At 53.9% G+C, this 24528-nt stretch carries 19 protein-coding genes; 10 read left to right on the top strand and 9 right to left on the bottom strand.

What is annotated here, in order from left to right:
- Window position 1: 1 nt before the first annotated feature.
- The 3 genes from mak to K0H63_RS12470 all read left to right on the top strand — a co-directional run bounded on the left by mak (window position 2) and on the right by K0H63_RS12470 (window position 2467).
- Window positions 2–901, top strand: a complete 900-nt coding sequence (gene mak, locus K0H63_RS12480) for a fructokinase (protein WP_220064955.1) — start codon at window positions 2–4, stop codon at window positions 899–901.
- A gap of 139 nt (window positions 902–1040) precedes the next feature.
- Window positions 1041–1778 carry a YdcF family protein gene (locus K0H63_RS12475; protein ID WP_220064954.1) on the top strand — a complete coding sequence of 246 codons (738 nt, stop codon included), beginning with the start codon at window positions 1041–1043 and terminating at the stop codon, window positions 1776–1778.
- The gene (locus K0H63_RS12470) at window positions 1775–2467 is read left to right on the top strand and encodes a DUF2982 domain-containing protein (protein WP_220064953.1); all 693 of its coding nucleotides are present in this window, start codon (window positions 1775–1777) and stop codon (window positions 2465–2467) included. Before K0H63_RS12475 ends, K0H63_RS12470 begins: the two co-directional genes overlap by 4 nt.
- 98 nt (window positions 2468–2565) lie before the next feature.
- Here the strand turns inward: K0H63_RS12470 and K0H63_RS12465 are convergent, their stop codons facing one another.
- From K0H63_RS12465 to galU, 6 genes are all read right to left on the bottom strand, one after another.
- Window positions 2566–4890 (bottom strand): OmcA/MtrC family decaheme c-type cytochrome, encoded by a 2325-nt coding sequence (locus tag K0H63_RS12465; protein WP_220064952.1) that lies wholly within the window; start codon window positions 4888–4890, stop codon window positions 2566–2568.
- 155 nt (window positions 4891–5045) lie between these two features.
- Complete coding sequence (locus K0H63_RS12460) at window positions 5046–6026, bottom strand: LysR family transcriptional regulator (RefSeq protein ID WP_220064951.1); 981 nt, start codon at window positions 6024–6026, stop codon at window positions 5046–5048.
- A gap of 212 nt (window positions 6027–6238) precedes the next feature.
- Window positions 6239–6655, bottom strand: coding sequence for a bactofilin family protein (locus tag K0H63_RS12455; RefSeq protein WP_220064950.1), 417 nt, complete (start codon window positions 6653–6655; stop codon window positions 6239–6241).
- A gap of 453 nt (window positions 6656–7108) precedes the next feature.
- Window positions 7109–7606: a ferredoxin-type protein NapF gene (gene napF / locus K0H63_RS12450; RefSeq protein ID WP_220064949.1), complete on the bottom strand. Its 498-nt coding sequence runs from the start codon at window positions 7604–7606 to the stop codon at window positions 7109–7111.
- Window positions 7607–7634: 28 nt separating this feature from the next.
- On the bottom strand, window positions 7635–8645 hold the full coding sequence (gene galE, locus K0H63_RS12445; protein WP_220064948.1) for a UDP-glucose 4-epimerase GalE: 1011 nt from the start codon (window positions 8643–8645) through the stop codon (window positions 7635–7637).
- Between the two features lie 2 nt (window positions 8646–8647).
- Window positions 8648–9556 carry a UTP--glucose-1-phosphate uridylyltransferase GalU gene (gene galU, locus K0H63_RS12440; RefSeq protein ID WP_220064947.1) on the bottom strand — a complete coding sequence of 303 codons (909 nt, stop codon included), beginning with the start codon at window positions 9554–9556 and terminating at the stop codon, window positions 8648–8650.
- A 359-nt stretch (window positions 9557–9915) separates the two neighbouring features.
- Here galU and phhA point away from each other — a divergent pair, with 359 nt between their 5' ends.
- The 6 genes from phhA (at window position 9916) to K0H63_RS12410 (ending at window position 19084) form a co-directional block, all read left to right on the top strand.
- Entirely contained in the window at window positions 9916–10707 is a 792-nt protein-coding gene (gene phhA / locus K0H63_RS12435) for a phenylalanine 4-monooxygenase (protein WP_220064946.1), read from the top strand.
- A gap of 30 nt (window positions 10708–10737) precedes the next feature.
- Window positions 10738–11076, top strand: coding sequence for a 4a-hydroxytetrahydrobiopterin dehydratase (locus tag K0H63_RS12430; protein WP_220064945.1), 339 nt, complete (start codon window positions 10738–10740; stop codon window positions 11074–11076).
- 204 nt (window positions 11077–11280) lie between these two features.
- Window positions 11281–12819 (top strand): transcriptional regulator TyrR, encoded by a 1539-nt coding sequence (tyrR, locus tag K0H63_RS12425; protein WP_011760333.1) that lies wholly within the window; start codon window positions 11281–11283, stop codon window positions 12817–12819.
- Window positions 12820–13057: 238 nt separating this feature from the next.
- Window positions 13058–14044, top strand: coding sequence for a fumarylacetoacetate hydrolase family protein (locus K0H63_RS12420; RefSeq protein ID WP_220064944.1), 987 nt, complete (start codon window positions 13058–13060; stop codon window positions 14042–14044).
- 91 nt (window positions 14045–14135) lie between these two features.
- Window positions 14136–14777 (top strand): maleylacetoacetate isomerase, encoded by a 642-nt coding sequence (maiA, locus tag K0H63_RS12415; RefSeq protein WP_220064943.1) that lies wholly within the window; start codon window positions 14136–14138, stop codon window positions 14775–14777.
- A gap of 467 nt (window positions 14778–15244) precedes the next feature.
- Window positions 15245–19084, top strand: a complete 3840-nt coding sequence (locus tag K0H63_RS12410) for a S8 family serine peptidase (RefSeq protein ID WP_258405577.1) — start codon at window positions 15245–15247, stop codon at window positions 19082–19084.
- A 46-nt stretch (window positions 19085–19130) separates the two neighbouring features.
- Here K0H63_RS12410 and K0H63_RS12405 read toward each other — a convergent pair whose 3' ends face one another.
- Window positions 19131–20012: a LysR family transcriptional regulator gene (locus tag K0H63_RS12405; RefSeq protein WP_220064942.1), complete on the bottom strand. Its 882-nt coding sequence runs from the start codon at window positions 20010–20012 to the stop codon at window positions 19131–19133.
- 122 nt (window positions 20013–20134) lie between these two features.
- On the opposite strand from K0H63_RS12405, the gene K0H63_RS12400 reads away from it, so the two are divergent.
- Complete coding sequence (locus K0H63_RS12400; RefSeq protein ID WP_220064941.1) at window positions 20135–21364, top strand: MFS transporter; 1230 nt, start codon at window positions 20135–20137, stop codon at window positions 21362–21364.
- Here K0H63_RS12400 and K0H63_RS12395 read toward each other — a convergent pair.
- Both K0H63_RS12395 and K0H63_RS12390 read right to left on the bottom strand, forming a co-directional pair.
- Complete coding sequence (locus tag K0H63_RS12395; protein ID WP_220064940.1) at window positions 21339–22724, bottom strand: sigma-54-dependent transcriptional regulator; 1386 nt, start codon at window positions 22722–22724, stop codon at window positions 21339–21341. The genes K0H63_RS12400 and K0H63_RS12395 overlap by 26 nt on opposite strands.
- Window positions 22714–24516 (bottom strand): sensor histidine kinase, encoded by a 1803-nt coding sequence (locus tag K0H63_RS12390; protein ID WP_220064939.1) that lies wholly within the window; start codon window positions 24514–24516, stop codon window positions 22714–22716. The genes K0H63_RS12395 and K0H63_RS12390 overlap by 11 nt, the downstream gene beginning before the upstream one ends.
- Between the last annotated feature and the right edge of the window lie 12 nt (window positions 24517–24528).

The raw sequence follows: 24528 nt of genomic DNA, 5'->3' as shown, positions 1-24528 counted from the left end.
GATGATGCGAATGGGGGTGGATCTCGGTGGCACCAAGATTGAGCTGGTGGCATTGGGAGAAGATGGCAGTGAGCTTTTCCGCAAGCGTATTGCTACACCAAGAGAATATCAGGGCACTCTGAATGCGGTGGTGACCCTGGTAAATGAAGCCGAGACCACGCTGGGCACCAAGGGTAGCCTTGGTATTGGCATTCCCGGCGTTATTTCTCCCTATACCGGGCTGGTGAAAAACGCCAACTCGACCTGGATAAATGGTCATCCTCTTGACCGCGACCTGGGGGCATTACTTAACCGGGAAGTGCGGGTCGCCAACGATGCCAACTGCTTTGCAGTGTCTGAGGCCGTGGATGGCGCCGCTGCCGGAAAACGCGTGGTATTTGGCGCGATTTTAGGCACAGGTTGCGGCGCCGGGCTTGCCTTCGATGGCCGGGTGCATGAAGGCGGCAACGGCATTGGTGGTGAGTGGGGCCATAACCCCTTGCCCTGGATGCGCCCCGATGAGTTCAATACCACTGAATGCTTTTGCGGCAACAAAGATTGTATCGAGACCTTTGTTTCTGGCACTGGCTTTGTGCGTGATTTCAGGGCCAGTGGTGGCACCGCCCAAAATGGCGCGGAGATCATGTCTCTGGTTGAGGCCGGTGACGCGCTCGCCAATCAAGTGTTTGACCGCTATCTGGACCGGTTGGCCCGCGCACTCGCCCATGTGATCAATATGCTCGACCCCGATGCCATAGTGCTTGGCGGCGGCATGTCCAATGTGCAGGCTATCTATGCCCGGTTGCCAGCCATTCTGCCCAGGTATGTGGTGGGCCGAGAGTGTCGCACCCCTGTAGTACAAAACCTCTATGGCTGCTCCTCCGGTGTCCGCGGCGCCGCGTGGCTGTGGGAAAAGCGCTGATCCGGGTATTGCTGCTCCCCATCCATCACACAGAAAACGCCTTGTCCGCTTTCATGCCGGCAAGGCGTTTTTTCAGGTAGCCACAACTTCTCTCCTTGGGTAAGCTCTTGCCTCATCCGCGTTAAGGCAAAATTTATCCATGTTTTTACTTAAAAAGATCCTCTCTCTGCTGGTGATGCCCATTCCACTGTTGGTGCTGGTGTTGCTGATGGTGCTTTTTCTGTGGCGACGACGCGTTCTGGCACGGTCACTACTGATGTTTTCCATCGTGGCGCTGGTGTTTTTATCGTCCACTTTCGGCAGCAATTTGCTGATTACACCGCTCGAGCAGCGCTACAGCGCCAACCCAAGACCTATTGTGGGCCATTGCGTGGTGTCGGTTCTCGGTTCCGGGCATGATGATGCCATCCAGGGCAGCGCACTGCAGCAGTTGTCACCGGTGGCGCTTGCCCGTCTGACGGAAGGTCTCAAACAAATGTCACTGGGACAGGATTGCACCCTCATCGTGAGCGGCTATCGCAGTGACTACAATCGTTTTGCCCATGCAGAGGTGATGAAGCAGGCAGCGATGGAGCTTGGGGTGCTCGAGGCGCAGATAATTGCCTTGCCCCTTGCCAGGGACACGCTGGAAGAGGCGCGCCAGATTAAGGCGTTGGGGCTGGACGTGCCCATAAGACTTGTTACCTCGGCGGCCCATATGCCAAGGGCTATGGCCATGTTTGCCCACGAGGGCCTCACTGCAGACGCAGCCCCCACCGACTTTACCGCGCGTCAATCCACCTGGTGGCGACTTAATGCCGACGCTTTGTACAGTTCGCAAAAGGCCATTCATGAATATGTTGGCACCCTGTGGTTTGAGTTGAGGTACGGAGCATGACAGAGCAAAGCAACGGACATTTTTCCATCGTCGCGGCCACCAAGCGCAACGGCATCACCTTAACGGTAATAAGTGCGCTGCTGTTGTGTGTTTCGCTGATAATTTTTATCGCCGCCAGACACTGGTTTGGCCCGGGATTGGTGCTCTTCACTCTCGGTGCAGTGGGCCTGGTGCTGGGGTATGCCAAGGTGTCGCAACCTCCAGAGTCTCTCAAAGGCGATGTCGAGGGATTGGTATTTTTTCACCGCAGAGGGCAATATCGGCTCGGGTGGGAGAACATTCAGCGCATCGATGTGCCCCGCGTCAGCCAGGGATTGGACAGTTTGGATCTGCCTTTTATCGGCATTAAAGTGAAAAAAATCAATCCGGTGCTTGATTGTATCTCCCCCAGGCTCGCCACCGGGCTCTTATCCGAGCAGCGCCCGTTATTGATGACGGCCGCCGCACAGGACGACACTCTCGAGTCCCTCGAAACCCAGCTTGGCGCCGAATTTACCCCCTTGCTTACCCATGGAGAGCGGTATCGCGGCGTACTGGCGATGTTTGGTCATCGCTGCCTGCTGCTGGATAAGCAGCTTGGCTATCACCTCTATATCCCCGCCGATGCCCTGGATGATGAGCCAGTGGTTGTTGCCAGAAGGCTCAGGGAGTTCAAAGCGCTGCAACTCAGCCACAGTAATCAGCTTTAGCAATCAGCCATAGCAATAAGGAATGAAAACGGGGGCCCGAAGGCCCCCGATGGGTTTGCAGAGAACTGGGCTTTGCAGGGCAGCCCTAAGGTACCCTCTTAGTGAGAGGCCTCTGCGTGCACCTTATCAATACCGTAAGCTTTACCTTCTGCGTGACAGGTGGCGCAGCTTTCTACCGGCAGATTGCTGGTGGTAGCAGGTTCACCCTGAACGTAAGCACCATTGCTCTTGAAGTGGGCCAGTGCGGCGCCATCTGAGTGAGCGTGGCAGGTACGGCAGGCTTCGGCCACTGGGGTAATGTACTCTTCAGCAGAGGTGCTGACCTTGATGGCGCGCTTGCCAGAGGTCAGGCCACCGTCGTTGGCAAAGAACTGGGCACCGTCTTTGTGACAGGCACTGCAGTCAGTGGCAACACCGGGATAGCCTTGCAGCTCCATGTTCTTGTCAAGGTAGATGGCTGGTACACCACGGCGTGCATCCCAGTTACCGCTGTGGAAGCGGTGAGCAACTGTGATGAGGTCACGGTTATTGAAGGTAATGTCGGTAATGGTTTCGAATACACGATTACCATCGACATCCACTTCCCCTGTGTCGTACTGCACTGGGTGGCCAGAAGTACCGGCCAAGGTATTGTGACAGTTCATACACTGGGTAAACTCAGTCACACCGTGGGTGCCTTTCACGTGGGTCAGGTTTTGGTGACAGCTGTTACACTTGGCTTCTTCCACAGTGATACGTGCTGGGGTATCCATACGGGCTGCAACAGTTGCGCCGCTTGGGTCATCCAGATTGAAGTAGGTGAGCGGTGCGGCGTTGGCCAAACCATGATCTGCACCAAAGTCCAGTCCTTCAATGGCAGCACCTGCACCATCACGGCACTTAACAACCATGCCTTTATCCGCACAGACCTGTACTTCGGCAGTTACATACACAGTGCCGGTCAGGGATGCTTCAGGGAAGGCTTTACTCACGGTCAGTACGCCACCGGAGAGCACCGCGTTGTCGGTGAGTCTGAGGTTCAGGTTGCCATTCACGAAACCACCTGAGTTCACATTACCAATCAGCAGTGGACGGGTAGTGCTGGTCATGTAGTCGGTCAGCACAGTGCCATCGGCCACTGGCGCACCGTTCATGGTGATCTTGGCGCTGACAGTCAGGGTTTTCTGGCCATCGTCAACCACTGGATCAGACACTGTGGCAGTTTGAGGCTCAATCTTGAACAGCTCAGCGTATTCAGCGCGTTTGCCAACTTTGTGAGCCATGGCAGGACTCAGAGCACCGCTGGCGTGACAGGATTTACACTGGGTATCGTCGGATTGTGCCAGGTCGAAATCAGAGTGGCCTTCACCGGTTTCAAAGTTAACGTTGATGTGACAGCCAACGCACGCCTGACGGTACAGGTTATTGCTCCAGGAAGGACCGTTGTTGTGACAGCTGGTACATTCACGCAGCTCGCCTGGGAAACCCAGTTCACCGAAGTATTCTTTGGCTTCGCCAGAGAGGAAGTCGCTGATATGGTGTCCGGCGTGGAGACGGTGGATCATGGGGCCGAAATCAAACAGCCAGCCTTCGGCGAGCTGATCTTCATCGGGTTGGTTGTCGGGGTTGTGGCAGGCGATACAGTTTTCCACACTTTGATAGTTGTGGTGTGCTTCAATTTTGGCAATACGGCCGTCCACGTTGCCGTGACAGCTGATACAGGCTGCGTCGGTCACTGTGTCTTTACCGGTGGCTTCAACAATGGCACCCGTGGCTGGCACGTAGTCCAGTCTGTCAGAGAGCACCTTATCAGCCAATGTAGTGCCGCCGCTGTCTTTGACGTTGTATGCTCGCAGGAACAGGCGGTGGGTAGCATTGAGATCATCATTGGGATTCATGATGGGCGCAGCACCGTCATGGGTCCAGGTACCTGTATATGTGCCGGGCTCGTCGGCATCTTCCACCAGAGTACAGGCATTACCGGTTTGTCCACGGGAGCTATAGGTGCCAGTAAGCGTACAGTACATGGAAGATCCCAGGTCCTGCACCATGGCATTGTTCACCCATTCCAGTGGTGCGCCGCTACCAGAGCTGTTGGCCGCCAGGGTCATTGAATACAGAGAAACCATGTCCAGCCCAGAGAAGGGGACTGAACTGCCTTGAGCGTTTTTGCCCATGGCTTTAAATTTAATCGCAAAGTCACCTGAGCCAGCCACATTGATGTCGGCTGGGAGTATTTCGAAAGTCACATCTACGGCTTTATCTGCACTGGTTACGAACGAGCCGGCTGGGGTACCTGGTTTACCAGGTTCGCCTGGGGTACCGGGAGTGCCCGGAGTACCAGGTGCGCCGTCCTGACCATCTTTACCGTCGCCGCACGCGGTAAGGGTCAGAGCACTGAGGAGTGCTATCGTCAGCAGTGATCTGTTGTAGTTTTTCATCATCGCGTCCCTTTATAGCCTTTAAGACTGCTATTGCAGTATTTCCACTATAGGACGATGAATATATATATAAAGTGGTAGTTGCGAGTCTGTTTCAAATGTGTGAAACAGGCTTTTAAACTCTTATTTGTGAATTTCGATTTGGGTAATTGGTAATTTTAGATGCTGAAATTTACTGGATGATCTTCGGTTACCAACCCCAATGTGAGCGAGATAATGTGCAGCAGTTTTTCCCTGTCGTCTGGGCTGTATCTGCGGTGGTGGGCCGGCTTTTCGATTAGGTAAAGGCCGGGTACGGCGGAACCGCTGTGCAGACGGGAAATTTCCTTTGCAGACAGATGTTTGACTTCGACACCCGGCAAGGCATTCAGTAATCCCCATTCCAACGGCGAGGCAAATGCCAGGCTGTGTTGGCACAGGAGATGACCAAACCACTCTTCTTTATCCGACACCCGCAGCACCGTGGGTGGAACCAAGCCTTCCCTGTGGCAAAACAGCTCCAGTGGGTCAACTTTATCGTTGAATCCGGGGTGGTTCATACACAGAAACGGATATTCGCAGATGTGTTCAAGGCAGATATCGGTATGTTGCCAAATAGGGTGATTGGCTGCTCCGACAAGACAAAGCCCTGGGGCGTCGCAAAGGCGTTCATAACTCAGCTCGGTGTGTGGTTCAGGCGCCAAAGCCAGGCCCAAATCCAGTTCGCCGGCATGTATTCTATCGGCTGTATTTTCCTGCCAATGATGTAGCACCACCGAAGGGCAAAGCCCTTCTCTGCGGTTGAATTCCAACGCCAGAGTCGTGAGGATCCCGGAGCTGACGGCAAGGTCGAATACCTGACACTCTTGCCTGTGGAATGCCTGATGGTCTTTAAGCTGCATGCCAAGGAGATTAATACCGTCGGTAAGCTCTCGAATAGCAGGATAGATCTGCTCTGCCAGCGGCGTTGGTCTGAAGCCCTGTTGACGCCGATAAAAGAGCTCATCTGCAAAGATAAGCCGTAAGCTGGCGAGCGCCCGGCTGACCTTTGGGGCAGACACATCCAACTGTCTGGCCGCAATGTTGGCGTGCCCGGTCTCGAAGATGGCGCGAAAGAGCAGCAGTGAGAAAATATCGAGCTCTGCCAGTTGTTTATCCAAAGGCTTATTCATCGAGAGCAAAAAAGAGGGTGGTTGATGCAACTACACTAGCAAAGCCTGCTGACGGTGGCTTTGATAAATGTCATGTTTTTAACAATCACTTAACTTTGCGCGAAAGGGGAGCAAAAAACGCGGCCTGGGCCGCGTTTGAGTGAATACAACATTTTAGGAAGCAAGTGTCAGCACCTTGCCTTGATAAGGCTGAATGCCAATCAAGCGGTTTCCTGACGCAGCAGTACCTGAGACTCTTTCTGGTTGTCGGTTTTGTGGGCTTCAAGCAGTTCGCCGCTCATGCTTTCGCGGGTCCTGAAGCCCACAAACTGGCCGCCTTCGAAGATTTCCATGCGGTCACATTTGACCTCTCCCTCAACCGTGCCGCCACCGGCAATGATGAGCTTTTCGCAGAAGAGTTTACCTTTGAATTGCCCGGACACTTTAAGCTCGGTGCATTTCAGCACCCCGTCAATCACTCCACCCGGTTCAATGGTTATCTTGTTGAGAGCTTCAACGTTGCCCAGAAGTTCACCGCCAATGAGGGCATCACCCTCGAAACGGGTTTCGCCACTTAGGCGGGTGCCGGGAGAAATGAAAGTCAGGCCAGCGCTGGATTTAGTATTTTTTCCAAACATAGTTCTGGAGGTAATTCCGAAGTATGAGAAATTTGTTTGATGGATGTTACTCCCGATTTGCGCCAGTGCAAACCACTAATATTTGGCGCTTATGTCAGAAATTTGGCTCAGATCTCCCTTCTTAGCCGTCGGTTTACACCGACAACACCGGGGCGATGTTTGGCGATGGCGCGTCGCAGCGGCCAGGTGGCTTGAGCGGGCGGGAGTGGTGGAGCGGGAAAATGGGATAAGGGGAATTGGGGATTAAGGGATTAGGGGAATAGGGGAATAGGGGAATAGGGGAATAGGGGAATAGGGGAATAGGGGAATAGGGGAATAGGGGAATAGGGGAATAGGGGGATTGGGGATTCAGTCTGAACCATCGACATGTCCCGGTGCTAATCACCCTTTCCCCATGTATACCAAGGCGTTACCTCAGAAAGTGTAATCGCCCTGACCGGTTTTTGGCGGAACCTACTGAGGAGTGGCCTGGGGTTTTATCATCACAATGGCATCGGCCGGGCAGGGGGCCACGCAGGCGCCGCAGCCGGTACAGGCATCCAGCAATAATTCCGGCGTGGGGGCACGGCCCAGAGTCGGCGTGAAGCGGATGGCACTGGCATCGCAGGCATCTTTGCAGCTTTGGCACCAAATGCCTCTGTGAGCGAGGCACGACTCCTGGATGCTGGCTACGAGTGTCCAGGGCGGTGACTTATCGAGTGCAAAGATGGGCTCTGGGCAGACTTTGGCGCATTCCCCGCAGAAGGTGCACTCGGCGTTGTCGAAGTTAACTTCGGGGAATCCCGCTTCTCCCTTGACGATGATCTTCGTCTCACACACAGTAATGCAGTCACCACAGCGGCTGCACAGATCGGTAAACTCCACATCATCGCGCACAAAAGGAGGTCGCAGGGCGTTGTCCTTGCGGCGGCTGAAGAGTCGGCGGCGACTTAAATTAATGTTCTCTTTCATAGGCAAAAGGCCCCGGAGGGCCTGAATCTTATCGATAACCGTTGGGATTGCCGGACTGCCAACGCCAGCTGCTGGCGGCCATCTCGTCCACTGAGAGCTGTGCTTTCCAGCCCAGTTCGTCGGTGGCTTTGCCGGGATCGGCATAACAGGCGGCGATGTCGCCGGGGCGCCTTGGCGCTATTTCATAGGGTACGGCTTTGCCCGAGGCTTTTTCAAAGGCCTTGACCATATCCAGTACGCTGTAGCCCTGACCCGTGCCCAGATTGTAGGTGACCAGACCCGGTTGGGTTCTCAGCTTTTCAAGGGCTTTCAAGTGGCCATCGGCCAGGTCTACCACGTGGATATAATCCCGCACGCCCGTGCCATCGTGGGTGGGGTAGTCATTGCCAAAAATTGACAATTTTTCCCGTTTGCCTACGGCAACCTGGCTGATAAAGGGCATCAGGTTGTTGGGGATGTCATTGGGATCTTCACCAATCAGCCCGCTTTCATGGGCACCCACCGGATTGAAATAGCGCAAGCGGGCGATATTCCAGCTGGGATCCGAATGGTGCAGGTCGGCCAGAATATGCTCCACCATCAGCTTGGACTGGCCATAGGGATTGGTTGCACCTGTGGGGAAGTCCTCGGTGATGGGTAGGCTGGCCGGATCGCCATACACGGTGGCCGAAGAGGAAAACACCAGCTGCTTCACGTTAAATTCGGCCATTACCTGGCAAAGTACCAGGGTGCCGGTGACATTGTTTTCATAATAGCGCAGTGGCTGGGCAACCGATTCGCCGACAGCCTTGAGGCCGGCAAAGTGGATTACTGCATCTATGTCATTATCCATAAAGATTTTTTTGAGCAGGGGCTTATCGAGAATATCCCCCTGCACAAAGGGCACCGCCTGTCCCGTGATCTGTTCGACCCGGTTCAGTGCTTCGACACATGCATTGGATAGGTTGTCCAGAACCAACACTTCCATACCGGCCTGCTGCAGGGCCACCACTGTGTGGGTACCTATGTAGCCGGCACCGCCGGTCACCAAAATCGTCATCCTTAGCTGAGTCCTTTAACCAGTTGTTTCAGATACTTGGAAAATTCCTTACCAAGTTCGGGGTGGCGCAGCGCGTATTCTACGTTGGCCTGCATATAACCCTGTTTGTTGCCACAATCATGGCTCTTTCCCACCATGCCATAGGCATTTACCTGAACGGATTCCATCAGCATGGCGATGGCATCGGTCAGTTGAATTTCATCGCCGGCGCCGGCGGGAGTGCGTGCCAGCAAAGGCCAAATCTCAGCAGGCAGAACGTAACGACCCACCACAGCAAGGTTGGAAGGGGCTTCGTCTACCGGGGGCTTTTCGACCAATGCTTCCAGGGGCACGGATTCGCCGTTAACCAACTGATGGCCTTTGACGTCGGCAATACCATATTGATTCACCATCTCATGGGGAACGGCTTCTACCATGATTTGGCCAGTGCTGGTTTCATCGAAGAGTCTCACCATGGCCGCGAGGTTTTCACTGGTCAGGTCACTCTTGGCGCCGTCGATAATCACATCGGGCAAGAGCACGGCAAAGGGCTCGTCCCCCACAACGGGGCGGGCGCACAGGATAGCATGCCCCAGGCCTTTGGCCTGTGCCTGGCGTACGCTTATCACGGTCACATCTTTAGGGCAGATGGCCTGAACTTCATCCAACAGCTGGCGTTTTACCCTGCGCTCCAGTTGGGCTTCGAGCTCGAAACTGGTATCGAAATGGTTTTCGATGGAGTTTTTACTGGCGTGGGTTACCAGGACAATTTCCTTAATCCCGGCTGCCACGGCTTCGCTGACCACATACTGGATGAGTGGCTTATCCACCACAGGCAGCATCTCCTTGGGGATGGCCTTGGTGGCAGGGAGCATCCGGGTACCCAGACCGGCAACAGGGATCACGGCCTTACGGATTTTGGTTTGTCTCATGGTGTTCCTTAGCAACTGTGCAAAAAGGGATTTGTCGATTCCGGCCGCTAATTTTACGGCATCTGTATCTGTGCCTATTGTAATGGAGCCTTGGTGAAAAACCATTGACCGCAAGGTGAATTCGCTAAATTTTTCACCTGTTTGAGCAAACGGAAACCAGCCATGTTCATTCCCGATGTCACCCCGTCAAAAATACGCATCAAACCCGCGCATTAGTTACTGCTCTGTATTGTGATTGTAATAAAAGCTTTACGAAATTCACTAGCAGAGGTCTTAGGAATAAAACGTGAGGCAGTTAACAAAAATTCGCCCTTGGAACACTATTGGGGGGTTGAAGTTAACCTGAAGTGAAACCCGAGATGAGTACACAGTATGTTGCCCGCAAACCTGATGCGCACGGCGTTATTGCCTATCCGGATCAGGAAAACGAAATTTGGGCAGAGCTTTATGCACGTCAGGCAGTGAATCTGCCGGGACGCGCCTGTCAGGAGTATCTGGATGGTCTGGACCGCCTGGCACTGCCCAAAGACCGAGTGCCACAACTGGCAGAAGTTGATGAGGTGCTGCTGGATACCACTGGCTGGAAAACGGCTGCGGTACCGGCACTGATTTCGTTCGAGCGCTTTTTCGAACTGCTGGCAAGTCGCCAGTTTCCGGTGGCCACCTTTATCCGTAGCCGCGAAGAATTTGATTACCTGCAAGAGCCGGATATTTTCCATGAAATCTTTGGTCATTGCCCATTGCTGACCAATCCTGCCTTTGCCAACTTCTCCCACACCTATGGCAAGCTGGGTTTGGCTGCTACCAAGGAAGAACGGGTGTATCTGGCCAGGCTGTATTGGTTTACCGTGGAATTTGGCCTCCTGAAGCCCCGGGATGGTGAGTTGCGTATCTACGGCGGCGGCATCCTGAGTTCACCCGGTGAAACCCTCTACGCCATGGGTGACAAGCCCTTAAGAAAGCCGTTTGATTTGCTGGACGTGCTGCGGACACCTTATCGCATTGATATTATGCAGCCCGTGTATTATGAAATTGAACATATTGATTTCCTTGATGAGATTGCCCGTATGGACATCATGCAATCCGTCACCCGCGCCAGACAACTTGGGCTGCACGCCCCCTTGTTTGAGCCCAAGGCCAAGGCCGTTTAAATAAAGACAAGAATTATTAAAGGAGCAGTAATGAGCGAATTAGCATCCATGAAGTGCGAAGCCTGTCAGGCTGACGCCCCCAAGGTCACCGACGCCGAGCTGGCTGAACTTATCCGGATGATCCCAGATTGGAGCGTACAAGTGCGCGACGGCGTCATGCAGTTGGAGCGTGTGTACAAGTTCAAAAACTTCAAGCTGGCCATGGCCTTCTCCAACAAGCTGGCGGACCTTGCCGAAGAAGAATTCCATCATCCCGGTATTTTCACTGAGTGGGGCAAGGTGACAGTGACCTGGTGGTCTCACTCCATCAAGGGGCTGCATCGTAACGACTTCATCATGGCAGCCAAGACAGACCAGTTGCTGAACTGATTTAGATTCAAATTAAATCAGCGCCTTACGTAAAGTTAGGCGCTGATTTTTTTATGGTTGAATCTGAGTTCTGTAAACAAGACTTGCCACTTTTCTCAATACCTTCTACCGTATAGCGCCAGGTACTCCAGCGGGATCCCGGCCAATCGCGGACACGAGGTCCCCACTCCCAAAAACAAGATTACAAAAGGGATACATTCACATATGCGTTTGGAAGTGAGTTGTCAGGACAGGGTTGGGCTCGCCAAGGATATTCTTATTGTACTGGAAAAGTACGGTATCAATTTGCTTGCCATCGATGCCAGTAACCGGGGGTTCCTGTATTTCCAGTTTGCCGAGGTCAGCTTCGATACCTTGAGTGCCCTGATGCCGCAAATCCGTAAGGTCGAGAGTGTGCACGATGTGCGTACGGTGGCCTTTATGCCGTCAGAGCAAGAACACTATGCGCTGAAAACCCTGCTGAGAACCCTGCCAGACTCGGTATTCTCCATCGACGTGAAGGGCAGGGTGCGCATCGTTAACGAATCTGCGCTGATGACGCTCGGCATGAAAGAACACGAGGTAGTGGAAGAATCGTTGAACCACTGGGTGCAGGGCTTCAGCTTTGGGCGCTGGCTCAGTGAAAGCCAGGTGCTTGCCCAGGCGACCCGGGTCCACATAGGTCAGAACGAATATCTGGCCGAGATGCTGCCCATTTACCTGCCCGATGAGAATGACAAGAGCATTCTTGCCGGCGCCGTGGTGTCGCTTAAATCCCCCGCCCGGGTCGGCAAACAGTTCAATGCGCTGCAAAACCAAACCACGGGCTTTGAAAATGTGCTGGCCGTCAGCGACAAGATGAAAGAAGTGCTCAAGCAGGCCAAACGCATGGCACAACTGGACGCGCCCTTACTCATCACAGGCGAAACCGGCACCGGCAAAGAATTAATGGCCAGAGCTTGCCATGATGCCAGCATGCGCCGTGAGCGCCCCTTTATTGCCATTAACTGTGCCGCCTTGCCCGACAGCGCGGCAGAGGAAGAATTATTCGGATTTGTGCGCGATGGTCACATCGTCAAACGCGGCCTGTTCGAAGAAGCCAAGGGTGGCAGCGTATTCCTCGATGAAATCGCCGAAATGTCCAAAGCGGCTCAAGTGAAGCTGCTGAGGCTGCTGACCGAAGGGTCTTTCAGACGCATTGGCGGGGATGAAGAGGTGAGGGCCGATGTGCGCATCATCTGCTCCAGTCAGAAAAATCTCGCTGAACTGTGCCAGATGGGGGAGTTTCGCGAGGATCTCTACTACCGCATCCATGTGCTTTCCTTCCACATGCCATCCCTCAGAGAGCGCAAGGTGGACATTATTCCGCTGACCGAAATGTTCCTTGAGCATTACAGTCAGCAACTCTCCAGCCCCATGAGGCGGATTTCCCCCAATTGCCGTGATCACCTGCTCACCTATGCTTGGCCGGGCAATGTGCGTCAGCTGAAAAACGCGGTGTTCCGTGCCGTGTCCATGTGGGATGGCTCGGCCGAACTTACCGTGGAGCAGCTTAAATTACCCTCTTACGCCGAAGGCTTTGGCTATTTTGACAATCAGTTTGAAGGCACCCTGGATGAGGCCATGCGCCAGTTTGAGTCCAGCTTGCTGCGCCGCCTTTACCCGGCATACCCCAGCACCCGCCAGTTGGCGAAGAAGTTAGGGGTAAGCCATACGGCCATCGCCAATAAGCTGCGGGAATACAAGATAAGCAAGAAGCGCTGATTCGGTGTAAAAAGAATTTGCCAGCCAGCCGGGCAATTTATCACCGGTATTGAGTGGCGAGGGGCATGCCATCAGGGGTCACTTCTCGCTGTATTTAAAAGTTTACAAAAGATGCTTAACCCCCGCGAATTGTGATTTGAGTCACGCTATTTCAAAGGTTCGCGCCTTGGGGTATTTGTTACGCCATTAAAAACCGTATCGTGCCAGGACTGGCGCGTTGCGAGGACAGGAGCAGAGAATGAAATTAGCCACATATAACAATGGTCGCCGCGATGGTCAGCTGATGCTGGTAAGCCGTGACCTGACCAAGGCCGTAGCCGTACCCGCCATTGCTCACACCATGCAGCAGCTGCTGGATGCCTGGGCACTGCTCAGCCCTCAGCTTACCGAGCTGTACGATGCGCTCAATGCAGGTCAGCTTGAAAACACCGTCGATTTTGACGAAACCAAGTGCCTGTCGCCATTTCCACGGGCCTTCCAGTGGGCCGATGGCAGTGCCTATGTAAACCACGTTGAGCTGGTGCGTAAGGCCCGTGGTGCTGAAATGCCCGAAACCTTCTGGACCGATCCGCTGTTTTATCAGGGCGGCTCCGACAGCTTTATTCCACCGCGCAGCAACATTGAAATGGGCAGTGAAGACTGGGGTATCGACTTTGAGTCTGAAATCGCCGTGGTAACCGACGATGTGCCCATGGGGATCTCTGCCGAAAACGCCGCATCACACATCAAGCTTTTGATGCTGGTGAACGACGTGTCACTGCGTAATCTGATCCCGGCCGAACTGGCCAAGGGCTTTGGTTTCTTCCAATCCAAGCCTTCAAGCAGCTTCTCCCCCGTGGCAGTAACCCCGGATGAACTGGGTGACAAGTGGCAGGACAGCAAGGTACATCTGCCACTTATCACTCACCTGAACGGTGAACTCTTTGGTAAGCCCAATGCCGGTGTGGACATGACCTTCAACTTCAGCCAGCTGGTGGCCCACGTTACCAAGACCCGTCCACTGGGTGCCGGTGCCATCATTGGTTCAGGTACCATTTCCAACTACGACCGCAGCGCCGGCTCAAGCTGTCTTGCTGAAAAGCGTATGCTGGAAGTGATTGCCGATGGCAAAGCCTCCACTCCCTTTATGCGCTTTGGCGATCGTGTACGTATTGAAATGCTCGATGACGACGGCAACAGCATTTTCGGTTCCATCGATCAGCAGGTGGTTGAATACAAGGCATGATGCCTTGAATGATGAAAAACGGGGCCTCGGCCCCGTTTTGTGTATTGTGGCCTGCGGAATGTCGGCTACCGGCAAGGCAGAGGAGAACAGCATGAAACTTTATGGATACTGGCGCTCAAGCGCTGCATATAGGGTGCGTATTGCACTGAACCTCAAGGGACTGGATGCCGAGCAGCTGTCGGTGCATCTGGTGAAAAATGGTGGCGAACAACACAGCGACGATTATGTGGCGCTTAACCCACAACATCTGGTGCCATCGTTAGTGCTGGATGATGGCACAGTGTTGACCCAGTCACTGGCCATCATGGAGTACTTTGAAGATACAGGCCTGGGGATGCCCCTGCTGCCTCAGTCTGCCGCCGACAAGGCGACGGTCAGAGCCATGTGCCTTGCCATTGCCTGTGAAATTCACCCGCTGAATAATCTTCGTGTGCTGCAGTACCTCAGTGGTGATATGGGGCTCAGTGATGAGGTGAAAAACACTTGGTATCACCATTGGATACATGAAGGATTCACGGCATTTGAAAAACTGCTTGCCCGCCACAGTGGGCAATATTGCTTTGGTGAGATCCCAACGCTGGCGGATGCTTGTCTTATTCCACAGGTATACAATGCCCGCCGGTTTAATGTGCCATTGGATAATTATCCAAATATTCTTCGAATCGAGGCCCACTGTAATGCCACTCAGGCATTTATAGACGCACTGCCGGAAAATCAACCCGACGCAGTCTGAGTTAACTTGCCGCCTTCCAACAAAGCCCCGTAATGGGGCTTTTATTTTATTTGTAATTAAACCTGAATGATATTGTTTCCCGCTTGTTAATAACATGTTTAATTTTAGTTTTGTGAAACAGTTTGAAATAAAAATATTTATTCAGATTACGTGGTGAAATATTGAGTTAATTGGTCACGCGTACCAATAATAATCCATTTAAAAGCAGTGTTTTAAGGTTTTTGCTTTAAGCATTTAAACAGTATTGCTTGCGGTATTTGTTTCTGCTTTATGATTTAAATGTTAAATGGTGAATAATACTAATTAACATAATATTTAAACCTGTATCTATACGTGATACACATCACGCTTCCGGGACACATAATATTATCAGAACAGTGCTCGGTTTATTGAAAAATCAATAAATTACCGTACCAGAGACGGGATATTTCTGTCTGACAGCAAATAATGATAAAGGAAGCAAAAACGTGAAAACAAAATTAGCCCTGGCTATTTCCATGGCCTTACTCAGTGGCGCTACTGCAGCCCAACACCCTGCTCAGGCCGGCAGTGATGTGCAATTGTCAGAAGCACTGAAAAATTTCAGTGCCCGCGATACCTCAACCACGGCATTGCCAAAATTTGTTTTTGAACCTGATCTGGAAGAGGGCGTTTATACCTATATCGTCAGTTTGAAGGACAGCGCCGTTGCCAATTACAAAGGCGAAACCGCAGGTTTTAAAGCGACCAGCCCTCAATTCGCCCGTGCAACCGGGGCCGACACCCATACCAAGCTGAACGCTCGTGCACCTGAAGTGCGTGCCTACGCCAGCTTTCTGAAATCCAGACAGGATAGCTTTGTACTGAAAGCGGCCGCAGCCACCGGTGGTGAGCTGGACGTGGTAACCAGTTTCCAATATGCCTTTAACGGCGTTGCTGTACGCATGACCCAGGCTCAGGCACAAAAACTGTCTGAAATGGCAGAGGTTGCATTTGTTGAGCGCGAGCGTCTGGAGCAACTGGAAACCGACGCCAGCCAGAGTCTTATTGGCTCTCCCAACATTTGGGACGGCAGTGCCACCGGCGTAAAAGCCATGGGTGAAGGCGTTATTGTTGGCATCATCGACTCGGGTATCAACTCGGACCATGCATCCTTCGCGGATGTGGGTGGTGATGGTTATGATCATACCAACCCCTGGGGCCAGGGGATCTATTCCGGTGATTGCAGCGGTGAATTCGCTTCCATGTGTAACGACAAGCTCATCGGTGTGCACAGCTACCCGGATATCACCGACATCTACGATGACGCCGCTGTTTTTGGTGCAACGCCACCACCTAAAAATGGTGAAGACTATGGCGGACACGGCTCTCACGTAGCGAGCACTGCGGCAGGCAACATTCTCAAGGATGTGCCATTTGTCAGCGGTGAAGTGAATAAGTTGGTGGGCGATGGTATCGACACCGGCCTCAAGTTTGAACAAATCTCTGGTGTGGCACCCCACGCCAACATAGTTGCCTTCCAAATTTGCCGCCCCGGCAATTCAGGTGATACTTACAGCGGCTGCCCGACGTCGGCTACCCTCAAAGCCCTGGATGATGCCCTGAAGGACGGTGTGGATGTACTGAATTACTCAATCAGTGGCGGTGGTCATCCATGGCGCAGTGCCGTTGAGCTGGGTTTCCTAGCTGCCCGTAATGCGGGTATCTTTGTGGCTGCCGCGGCCGGTAACACCCGCGCCAACATCGCCCAGGTGCCTTACACCACACCCAAGCATGCACCCTGGTATACCTCAGTAGCCAACTCCACCCATAACCGTGACATCGCCCAGCAATTGACTCTGGGGGATGCCAAGTTCGATTTCACTCCATCGGGTCCCGCCCTGGTAGAAGCCGTCAGCGGCAATCTTGTGTATGCCGGTGCGCTGGATGCTGCCAATTTCGAAGGCTGTAACACATTTGCCGCCGATGCATTCAAGGGCAAAATAGCCCTGATCAAACGCGGTACCTGTGGTTTTGTTGATAAGGTTGCCAATGCTGTTGCCGCTGGTGCCAAGGGCGTGGTGGTGTTCAACAGAGATGGCACGGGTAACGCCCGTTTCGGGATGGCCGGACTGGAAAATGCGACAGTTCCTGCCGTGGGCATCGGCAATGAGGATGGCCTTGCCATAGTTGCATTGCTCTCCAAGAACCCAGAACTGACAGTGACCATTGACCCCGCGCTGGCCATCAAGGAAAAAGCGGCGGATGTGTTGTCTGCCTCATCATTACTGGGCCCCAATGCGTCCATTGATGTGATGGTGCCCTATGTGGCTGCGCCAGGCTCAGATATATACGCGGCCTATGCTGATGAGCAGTATGGTCATGATAAGACCGGCACTGATCCTGCCGACTTTACCCTGATGTCAGGCACGTCCATGGCGAGCCCCCATGTGGCCGGTGCCGGTGCGCTGCTGAAGTCACTGCACAAAGAATGGACCCCAGACAACATTCGCTCAGCCCTGATGCTGACTGCAACCGGTGCCCAGGCCATGAAGAAGGCCGATGGCAGCACAGTGGCCGACCCATTCGATGTGGGCGCTGGTCGCATTCGTGTTGACCTCGCGGCACAGACGGGTCTGGTGATGGACGAGACGGCACTGAACTACGAAATTGCCAACCCGGATACCGGTGGTGATCCACGTAAACTCAACCTGCCTTCCATGCAGGACAGCAAGTGCGTTAACAGCTGTAGCTGGAGCCGTAAAGTCACGGCCACCCAGGATGGTGACTGGGCTGCAAGCATGGAGAAGGTTACTGGCGATGTGGCTTACACAGTGACCCCGGCCAACTTCAGTCTCAAGAAAGGCGAAAGTCAAATCATTACCGTGACCGCCGACGTGACCAAACTGGGAGAAGGCTGGGGTTTTGCCAATCTGAAGCTGACGTCGGCTGAGCATCCTGCCGCGGCCATGCCCGTCGTGGTGAAGGCGTCAACCCGTAATTTGCCAGCTGTACTGACGGTGAATGCCGGCCGCAGCGCGGATGAAATGAACATCCGTGGTCTGAAGGCTCTGGATTTGCCTGACGTGAAAGTGGCATCTGCCGGTATCGCCCTGTCTGCAACTGACGAGTCGAAGCTGGGCGAAGACAGCACCAACGGCAAGCCGTTTGACGACCTGAAACAGGTCGATGTATTCAAGTACGCCGTAGAAGCAGGTTCGCTTTACTTCACTGCGTCCATTGCCTATACCACCTCGCCGGATCTGGACATTTATGTGCTCTACAACGACGGCAGTGGCATGAAAGTAGTGGCAAGCTCTGCACGCAGCGGCTCCAATGAGTCAGTGCTTATCAGCAACCCGGGTGCCGGTGATTACTTTGTGGTGGTGCAAAACTACCAGGCATCAGGCGCCGGTATTGAAGATGTTTACGGCCTCAAAACCCTGACTCTGGGTCAAGAAGCAATGGATAACTTCCAGGTGGCGCTGACCGGTGACAACAGCGATTTCGACCTGAATCTGGCGTGGGATCTGCAGGCTTTGCCTGGGGATGATGGCTTGGCAGTCGTTATGCTGCAAACCTCAGATACCAAGGTGGCAACCCTGAATCTGCCACTGGTGTTTACCCGTGTTGCCGACGATGTGGTTCCTTCCGCCCAAACGGTACTCAATGGTGAGGTTGTGCCCGGTAAAGCCATCAAGATGGTCAACACCATTGCAGCCAACAAAACCCAGGAAACCCGCAGTTATAAACTGACCGCTGCTGTACCTGCCAATGCCGAAGTGGCAAACATCAGCCATAAAGGCGTGTTGGAAGGACAAAACATCAGCTGGACTGTGGAATTGCCCTCAGGCGGCGCCGAGCAGGAAGTGAGTTTTGACCTTATTCCACGTAAGGCCAGCACAGGCAACGAACTGGTGCTGACCAACACAGTGGACAATGCAACCGCCAAAGTCATCAGCGACAGCTACAGCTTTGATGTACTGGAAGCGAAACCCGTTGCCAAGGTGGATGCCCCTGTGGGTATTCATGAAGGTGCCACTCTGACTATCGATGGCAGTCTGTCTTTCGACCCCAACGGTGACAAGCTGAGCTACCAGTGGATTCAACTGGGTGGTCAAACCGTCAAAGGTGACATGACGGCGCCTGTGCTCAAGTTTAAAGCCCCGTGGGTGGAGTCAGCCGAGGTAGTTTCCTTCAACCTGACAGTGACCGATACCCAAGGCAACAGCGACTCGACTCTGGTGTCAGTGTCCATCACTGATAATCCGGATCCGGCTGGCTCCATGGGTTGGCTGGCCTTGTTGCTGGCACCTCTGGCCTTTGTGCGTCGCAAGCTGACCGCCTAAAACTGTGAGAGTGTCATAGCAAAAAGCCCGGCAGAGCCGGGCTTTTTTATTTGTTGGCCAGCAAAAACTCGACAAAGGCTTTATCGGCCTGACCCAGTGGACGTTTCTTTTTCCAGGCGATATGCAGGTCGAGAAATACCCGCGGGTTAAAAGGACGTTTCTCTATCTCATCCTTGGCGGAGATGACCATGTCCAGCACACTGGTAATGGCAAAGCCCTGAGAGACTACCTGCTTGATAAGATTAATTAAGTTGGTTTCAAAGGCGATGGTGGGTGTTATCCCAAGCTCCCTCGCCTGGGAGAGCAGCCATTCCCGATGAAAGTAACCGGGTTTGAATATGACCAACTCATGGTCGAAAAACTCTTCTATTGTGATGCTGGACTTATCGCTCAGTGGGTGTTCATGGCTCATGGCTACCATCATTTCTTCGGTCAGCAGCAGGCAGGAGTCGAGCGCCGGGGTCAGATCTTTGGCCGTGATGATGGCAATATCCACTTCTTCCTGCTCCAGCATCCGCAACGCATCTCGGGTGCCGCCCTCAAACAGACTCAATTTGAGGCCGCCGTAACGGTGGCGAAAGGCCATCAGCCGTGACGGCAGATAAAAAGAGCCCAACATGCCGGGAACCGCCACCCTGACTTCACCCTGACGCAGGTCGGCCATGGCCTGAATTTGCGCCTTGGCCTGACCGAGCTGGTTCACTATGCGTCTGGCATGTTCCAGCAGCACCTGGCCTTCGGCGGTGAGCTTTATACCCTTGTCATTCATGCCCTGGCTGCGGCCTATGAGGGTAACCCCCAACTCCTGCTCGAGCTTTTTGATGCTTTGGCTCAGGGCTGGCTGGGCCAGCGACAGCCGCTTTGCCGCACGGGTAAAGCTGCCGGTTTCGCATATAGCGATGAGGTGGTTGAGCTGCTTAATGTCCATCCGTTACCGCTACTTAGCTAAATATAAAAAATATCAATAAATAATAGATGAAATATCTATTATGTTAATGTTAGCCGCGCCGCTACCCTGAAGCAATCAGAGTCTTGGTATTGAGGTGCGCCGTGAACGGCAGAATATCCAGAGCCGATGCGCGGCGCTTGATCTACGGATTATCACTGGCTTCAGTGGTGGTTTATATCAACCTGTACCTGGTGCAGGGCATGTTGCCCATGCTGGCAGAACACTTTGCCATCAGCCCGGGGGCATCCACGCTTATCCTGTCCGTCAGCAGCTTCTCACTGGCATTTTCATTGCTGGGCTATGCACTGATTTCTGATGCCATTGGCCGTTTCAGGCCGCTGATTATCAGCCTGTGGCTGCTGGCACTCACCAATCCGCTGATGCTGGTGGTCGATAGCTGGTCGCAGATGTTGGCCTTAAGGCTGCTGCAGGGAATATTACTTGCTGCTGTGCCCGCCATTGCCATGGCGTATCTCAGGGATAAATTGCCCCTGCCGGCCCTGATAAAGGCGGGCGCTTTTTATATCGCGGCCAACAGCTTTGGCGGCATTATTGGCCGTTTGCTGGGGGGCTTTATGGCTCAGCATCTGAGTTGGTTTGCATCAGTGGTGCTGCTGTCTGGCATCACGCTGGTGGCCGTGGCCATCAGTCATCGATTTTTGGCGCCTCTCAGTGATGCGACCAGAAAGCCAATCAATGACGCGCTTAAGGCGGGCAGCGGTGAAAGACGGCCCTGGAAAGGTTTTATTCTGCACCTCGCTAATCCGCAGCTGCGGGTGTTTTACCTGATTGGTGGGCTTGCCTTTATGGTGATGGTGAATCAATTCAGCTTTATTCAGCTGCATTTGCTGGAGCCGCCTTTCGGCTGGAGCCGCTTTGAAGTGACTTTGATTTTCCTGTGTTATCTCAGTGGCACCTTGAGTGCATACCGTTCCGGCAGCGCCATCAAACATTTAGGGGTGCCTGGCTTGCTTGGGCTGTCGCTGGCGCTGATGGTGGCTGGCAGTGTACTGACGCTGCTCAACACTCAGCTCGCCATTATTCTTGGCTTTTTACTCAGTGCCTGCGGCTTTTTCCTTATCCATGCCTGCTGTAACAGCCAGGTTGCGCTCAGGGCAACAGGCCACAGGGCCAAAGCCTCTGCCCTGTACCTGTGCTGCTATTACCTTGGTGCGTCACTTGGTGGGCCTTTCCTGATGCCATTCTGGCATCAGGCCGGCTGGGCCGGCGTTGTTTACGGCTCTCTGATAGTGCTCGGCGTTACTGCGGTGTTTGCCTGGTTTGCCCTGCGGCGCGGCAAGGGTGCTATGCCTCTTCCTGCGTATCGTTAAGGTAGTGCTTGCGGTCCAGATCGTACTTGCGCATCTTGTCGTACAGGGTTTTGCGCGGCAGCTCCAGCTGCTCCATGGTTTGCTTGATAGAGCCGCGGTTGTGACTCAGGGCTTCTTCAATCAGCATGCGCTCGAAAAACTCTACCCGCTGACTCAAGGACATGCCGGATTGCAGCTGGGCATGGCCGCCCAGGCTGGCGGCAAAGGCCGACTCGGCGCCAAGGAGCACATAACGCTCGGCAAGGTTCCTCAGCTCCCGCACATTTCCCGGCCAGTCGTGGGCCGTCATGCGGGCATGATGCTCTGCACTTGGGAAGATAAGCTCCTTGTGATAGCGGGCCGAGGCAATACGGGCAAAGTGCAGAAACAGCAGGGGAATATCTTCCCGTCTTTCCTTAAGCGGTGGAATGGGAATGGTGACCAGATTCAGGCGATAGAGTAAGTCCTGGCGGAATTCCCCTTTATCGCACAGTTGTTTTAGGTCCACCTTGGTGGCAGCCACCACCCGGATATCGAGTGGAATACTCTTGTTAGAACCCAGCCGTTCAACCTTCCTGTCTTCCAGTACCCTGAGCAGTTTCACCTGCAGTGACAATGGCGTGGACTCGATTTCATCCAAAAACAGGGTGCCACCATTGGCAAATTCGAACTTGCCGACCCGTGCCTTGTCGATGCCGGTGAAGGCACCGGCTTCGGCACCGAAGAGTTCGCTTTCAATCAGATTTTCGGGGATGGCGCCGCAGTTGATGGCCACAAAATTAGCCTGATGCCTCGGGCTGTGGTCGTGCAGGCAGCGGGCAACCAACTCTTTACCCGTGCCTGTTTCCCCTTCAATCAGCACATCGGCAGGGGTATTGACGACCATGTCAATGAGGTTGCGAAGCCGAACTATGCCCGGGCTGTTGCCCAAAATTCTGGGGCCGGGGATGGCGTGTGACTCGAGCTGCTTTTTCAGCTTGCGGTTTTCCAGCGTCAGGCTGCGTTTTTCCAGCGCCCGTTTGACCACATCCAGCATATGCTCGTTATTGAATGGCTTTTCAAGAAAGTCGTAGGCGCCTTGCTTGAGGGCACTCACTGCCATGGCGATGTCACCGAAACCGGTCAGCAGGACCACAGGCAGGTCGGCGTCTATATGGATGCAGTGCGCCAGCAGCGAAATGCCGTCCATGCCGGGCATGTTGACGTCGGTAATCACCACACCCGGCCAATCTCGGTCAATCAGGCTAATCGCCAGGTGAGGATCTGTAGTGGCCGCGGCATTCAAGCCATTCAGCTCAAAAAGTTGCATCAGCACAGTGCCGATATGGGGCTCATCATCCACGATAAGCACCTGGATGTTTGTCAGGTTTTCAAGACTCATATTGTCCCTTGTCGGCTAAATAAGCAGGCAGAGTGATATCGAAGATGGCGCCGCCCTCAGGCGCGTTGGCGACCCGAATATCCCCCTGCATGGATTCGATAATACGGCGCGAGATAGACAGCCCGAGCCCCAGTCCCTGCCGCTCGCTGGTGGTGTAATAGGGCTCAAAGATTTTTTCCATCAGGCTGTCACGCACCCCGGGGCCTGAGTCCTGGATACGTATGGTCACGGGATCGCCGCCGAGTAAACTGATGGACAGTCGCTTCACCGGACTTTGAGACATGGCGGTCAGGGCGTTGCTGATGAGGTTAACCAGCACTTGTTGCAGGCGGGTGCCGTCGCACCAGACTTTGAGGGATTCATCCTCACAGTGAATAGTCAGTTGGGCTTTCTGCTTGTCCAGCTCGGGCTGCACTATGGTCAGGGCCTGCTGTAAACAGTCGGCGAGCATGACCACGCCGTCTTTGCCCTGGGTTTTGCGGGTAAAGCTTTTAAATTGACCGACAATGTCGGCGAGTCGGTCGGTGAGCTCGAGAATAATCGCCAGATTTTCCCGGGCACGGCCGGGCATATCCCGCTCCAAAAAAGTCTGGGTATTTTGGGTATAGCTTCGAATGGCCGCCAGCGGCTGATTGAGCTCATGGTTGATACTGGCCGACATGGTGCCGACCACCGTGAGCTTGGCGGCCTGAATAAGCTCATCCTGGGTATCTTTCAGCTGGGTGTTGGCGGCTTCGAGTTCGGCGGTGCGCTCTTTCACCCGCTGCTCCAGCTCATCCCGGGATTGCTGCATTCTGGCCAGGCTGTGGCGCCGCTCCCGCTGCAGCAAGGTAAACAGCAGCAGCAGGCCATAGCAGGTGGCCGAGAGCAGCAGCACCTGCGACAAGGAACCATAAACAGGAGCCAGTGGCGTCAACACGTGTACGCGCCAGCCTGCCTTGACCATGGCGGTGGAGGTGTCGAGATAGTCTGCTGCCTTGAGTCCGCTGCCAATCCGATAGGCATTGACGCCTTCGGTCACCCCCTTATAAGCCGGATGAATATTCAGCTCTGTGATTTGTCGCTTAGCATACCTTTTACTGGCATTGAGGGCGTAGCGCTTGCTGTCGGTAAAGGGGCCAAGTGACGTAAGGCGCCATTCGGCCCTGTTGGAGGCAAAGACGATGTTATCGGGGTCCGTGATAATAAAGTCATACTGACCCGCCTGTGCGACCCCTGAGGCCTGGGCTTCAATGTCCAGCACGTCCAGTTTCACCACGATGGCGCCAAGCACTGTGCCGCTGTCTTCCACCGGAAAAGAAAAGTAATAGCCCCGCTTATCAGAGGCAGTTCCCACCGCATAGTAATTGCCCTGGCGCCCGGCGATGGCCTCGGTAAAGTAAGGCCTGAACGAATAGTCCTGACCAACAAATGAATAGGATTGCTGCCAGTTGCTGGCAGCAACGGCAACGCCAAGGGCATCAATCAGATAAATATCGGAGGCCTCGGTAATGTGCCTGAGCTCCTCCAGATATTTATTGAGTTTGTGGACCTTGTCCATGTCGCGTTGGTTGAGCAGGGTATCGGCCAGCATTGGGTTGGTCGACAGCACGTGGGGAATGGTTTCAAAGCGCGACAGCATGCCATCAAGCAGGCTGACCAGCTCACCCAGCTGAGCTCGGGAGGTGTCGGCCAGCTCCGACATGCCGCTTCGCACATGCCAGCTCCAGGTCAGATATAACACGCCCACCAGGCCCACGAGGGCGAGCAGGGTATATCGAAGGCGTCGTTGAATTTGCGCTGTCATCTGCATGTACGGCGGTTC

Origin of the sequence: Shewanella zhangzhouensis (assembly GCF_019457615.1) — a bacterium.
GTDB lineage: Bacteria > Pseudomonadota > Gammaproteobacteria > Enterobacterales > Shewanellaceae > Shewanella > Shewanella zhangzhouensis.
The sequence above is the reverse complement of the archived record's forward strand: the minus strand, read 5'-3'. Positions and strand labels throughout refer to the sequence as shown.

Bases quoted from the DNA above. Each gene is read 5' to 3' on its own strand.
- K0H63_RS12465 (WP_220064952.1), bottom strand. From the start codon at position 4,890: ATGATGAAAAACTACAACAGATCACTGCTGACGATAGCACTCCTCAGT.
- K0H63_RS12475 (WP_220064954.1), top strand. From the start codon at position 1,041: ATGTTTTTACTTAAAAAGATCCTCTCTCTGCTGGTGATGCCCATTCCA.
- K0H63_RS12390 (WP_220064939.1), bottom strand. From the start codon at position 24,516: ATGCAGATGACAGCGCAAATTCAACGACGCCTTCGATATACCCTGCTC.
- galE (WP_220064948.1), bottom strand. From the start codon at position 8,645: ATGACGATTTTGGTGACCGGCGGTGCCGGCTACATAGGTACCCACACA.
- galU (WP_220064947.1), bottom strand. From the start codon at position 9,556: ATGAGACAAACCAAAATCCGTAAGGCCGTGATCCCTGTTGCCGGTCTG.
- phhA (WP_220064946.1), top strand. From the start codon at position 9,916: ATGAGTACACAGTATGTTGCCCGCAAACCTGATGCGCACGGCGTTATT.
- maiA (WP_220064943.1), top strand. From the start codon at position 14,136: ATGAAACTTTATGGATACTGGCGCTCAAGCGCTGCATATAGGGTGCGT.
- K0H63_RS12455 (WP_220064950.1), bottom strand. From the start codon at position 6,655: ATGTTTGGAAAAAATACTAAATCCAGCGCTGGCCTGACTTTCATTTCT.
- K0H63_RS12470 (WP_220064953.1), top strand. From the start codon at position 1,775: ATGACAGAGCAAAGCAACGGACATTTTTCCATCGTCGCGGCCACCAAG.
- K0H63_RS12430 (WP_220064945.1), top strand. From the start codon at position 10,738: ATGAGCGAATTAGCATCCATGAAGTGCGAAGCCTGTCAGGCTGACGCC.
- mak (WP_220064955.1), top strand. From the start codon at position 2: ATGATGCGAATGGGGGTGGATCTCGGTGGCACCAAGATTGAGCTGGTG.
- tyrR (WP_011760333.1), top strand. From the start codon at position 11,281: ATGCGTTTGGAAGTGAGTTGTCAGGACAGGGTTGGGCTCGCCAAGGAT.
- K0H63_RS12395 (WP_220064940.1), bottom strand. From the start codon at position 22,724: ATGAGTCTTGAAAACCTGACAAACATCCAGGTGCTTATCGTGGATGAT.
- K0H63_RS12420 (WP_220064944.1), top strand. From the start codon at position 13,058: ATGAAATTAGCCACATATAACAATGGTCGCCGCGATGGTCAGCTGATG.
- napF (WP_220064949.1), bottom strand. From the start codon at position 7,606: ATGAAAGAGAACATTAATTTAAGTCGCCGCCGACTCTTCAGCCGCCGC.
- K0H63_RS12405 (WP_220064942.1), bottom strand. From the start codon at position 20,012: ATGGACATTAAGCAGCTCAACCACCTCATCGCTATATGCGAAACCGGC.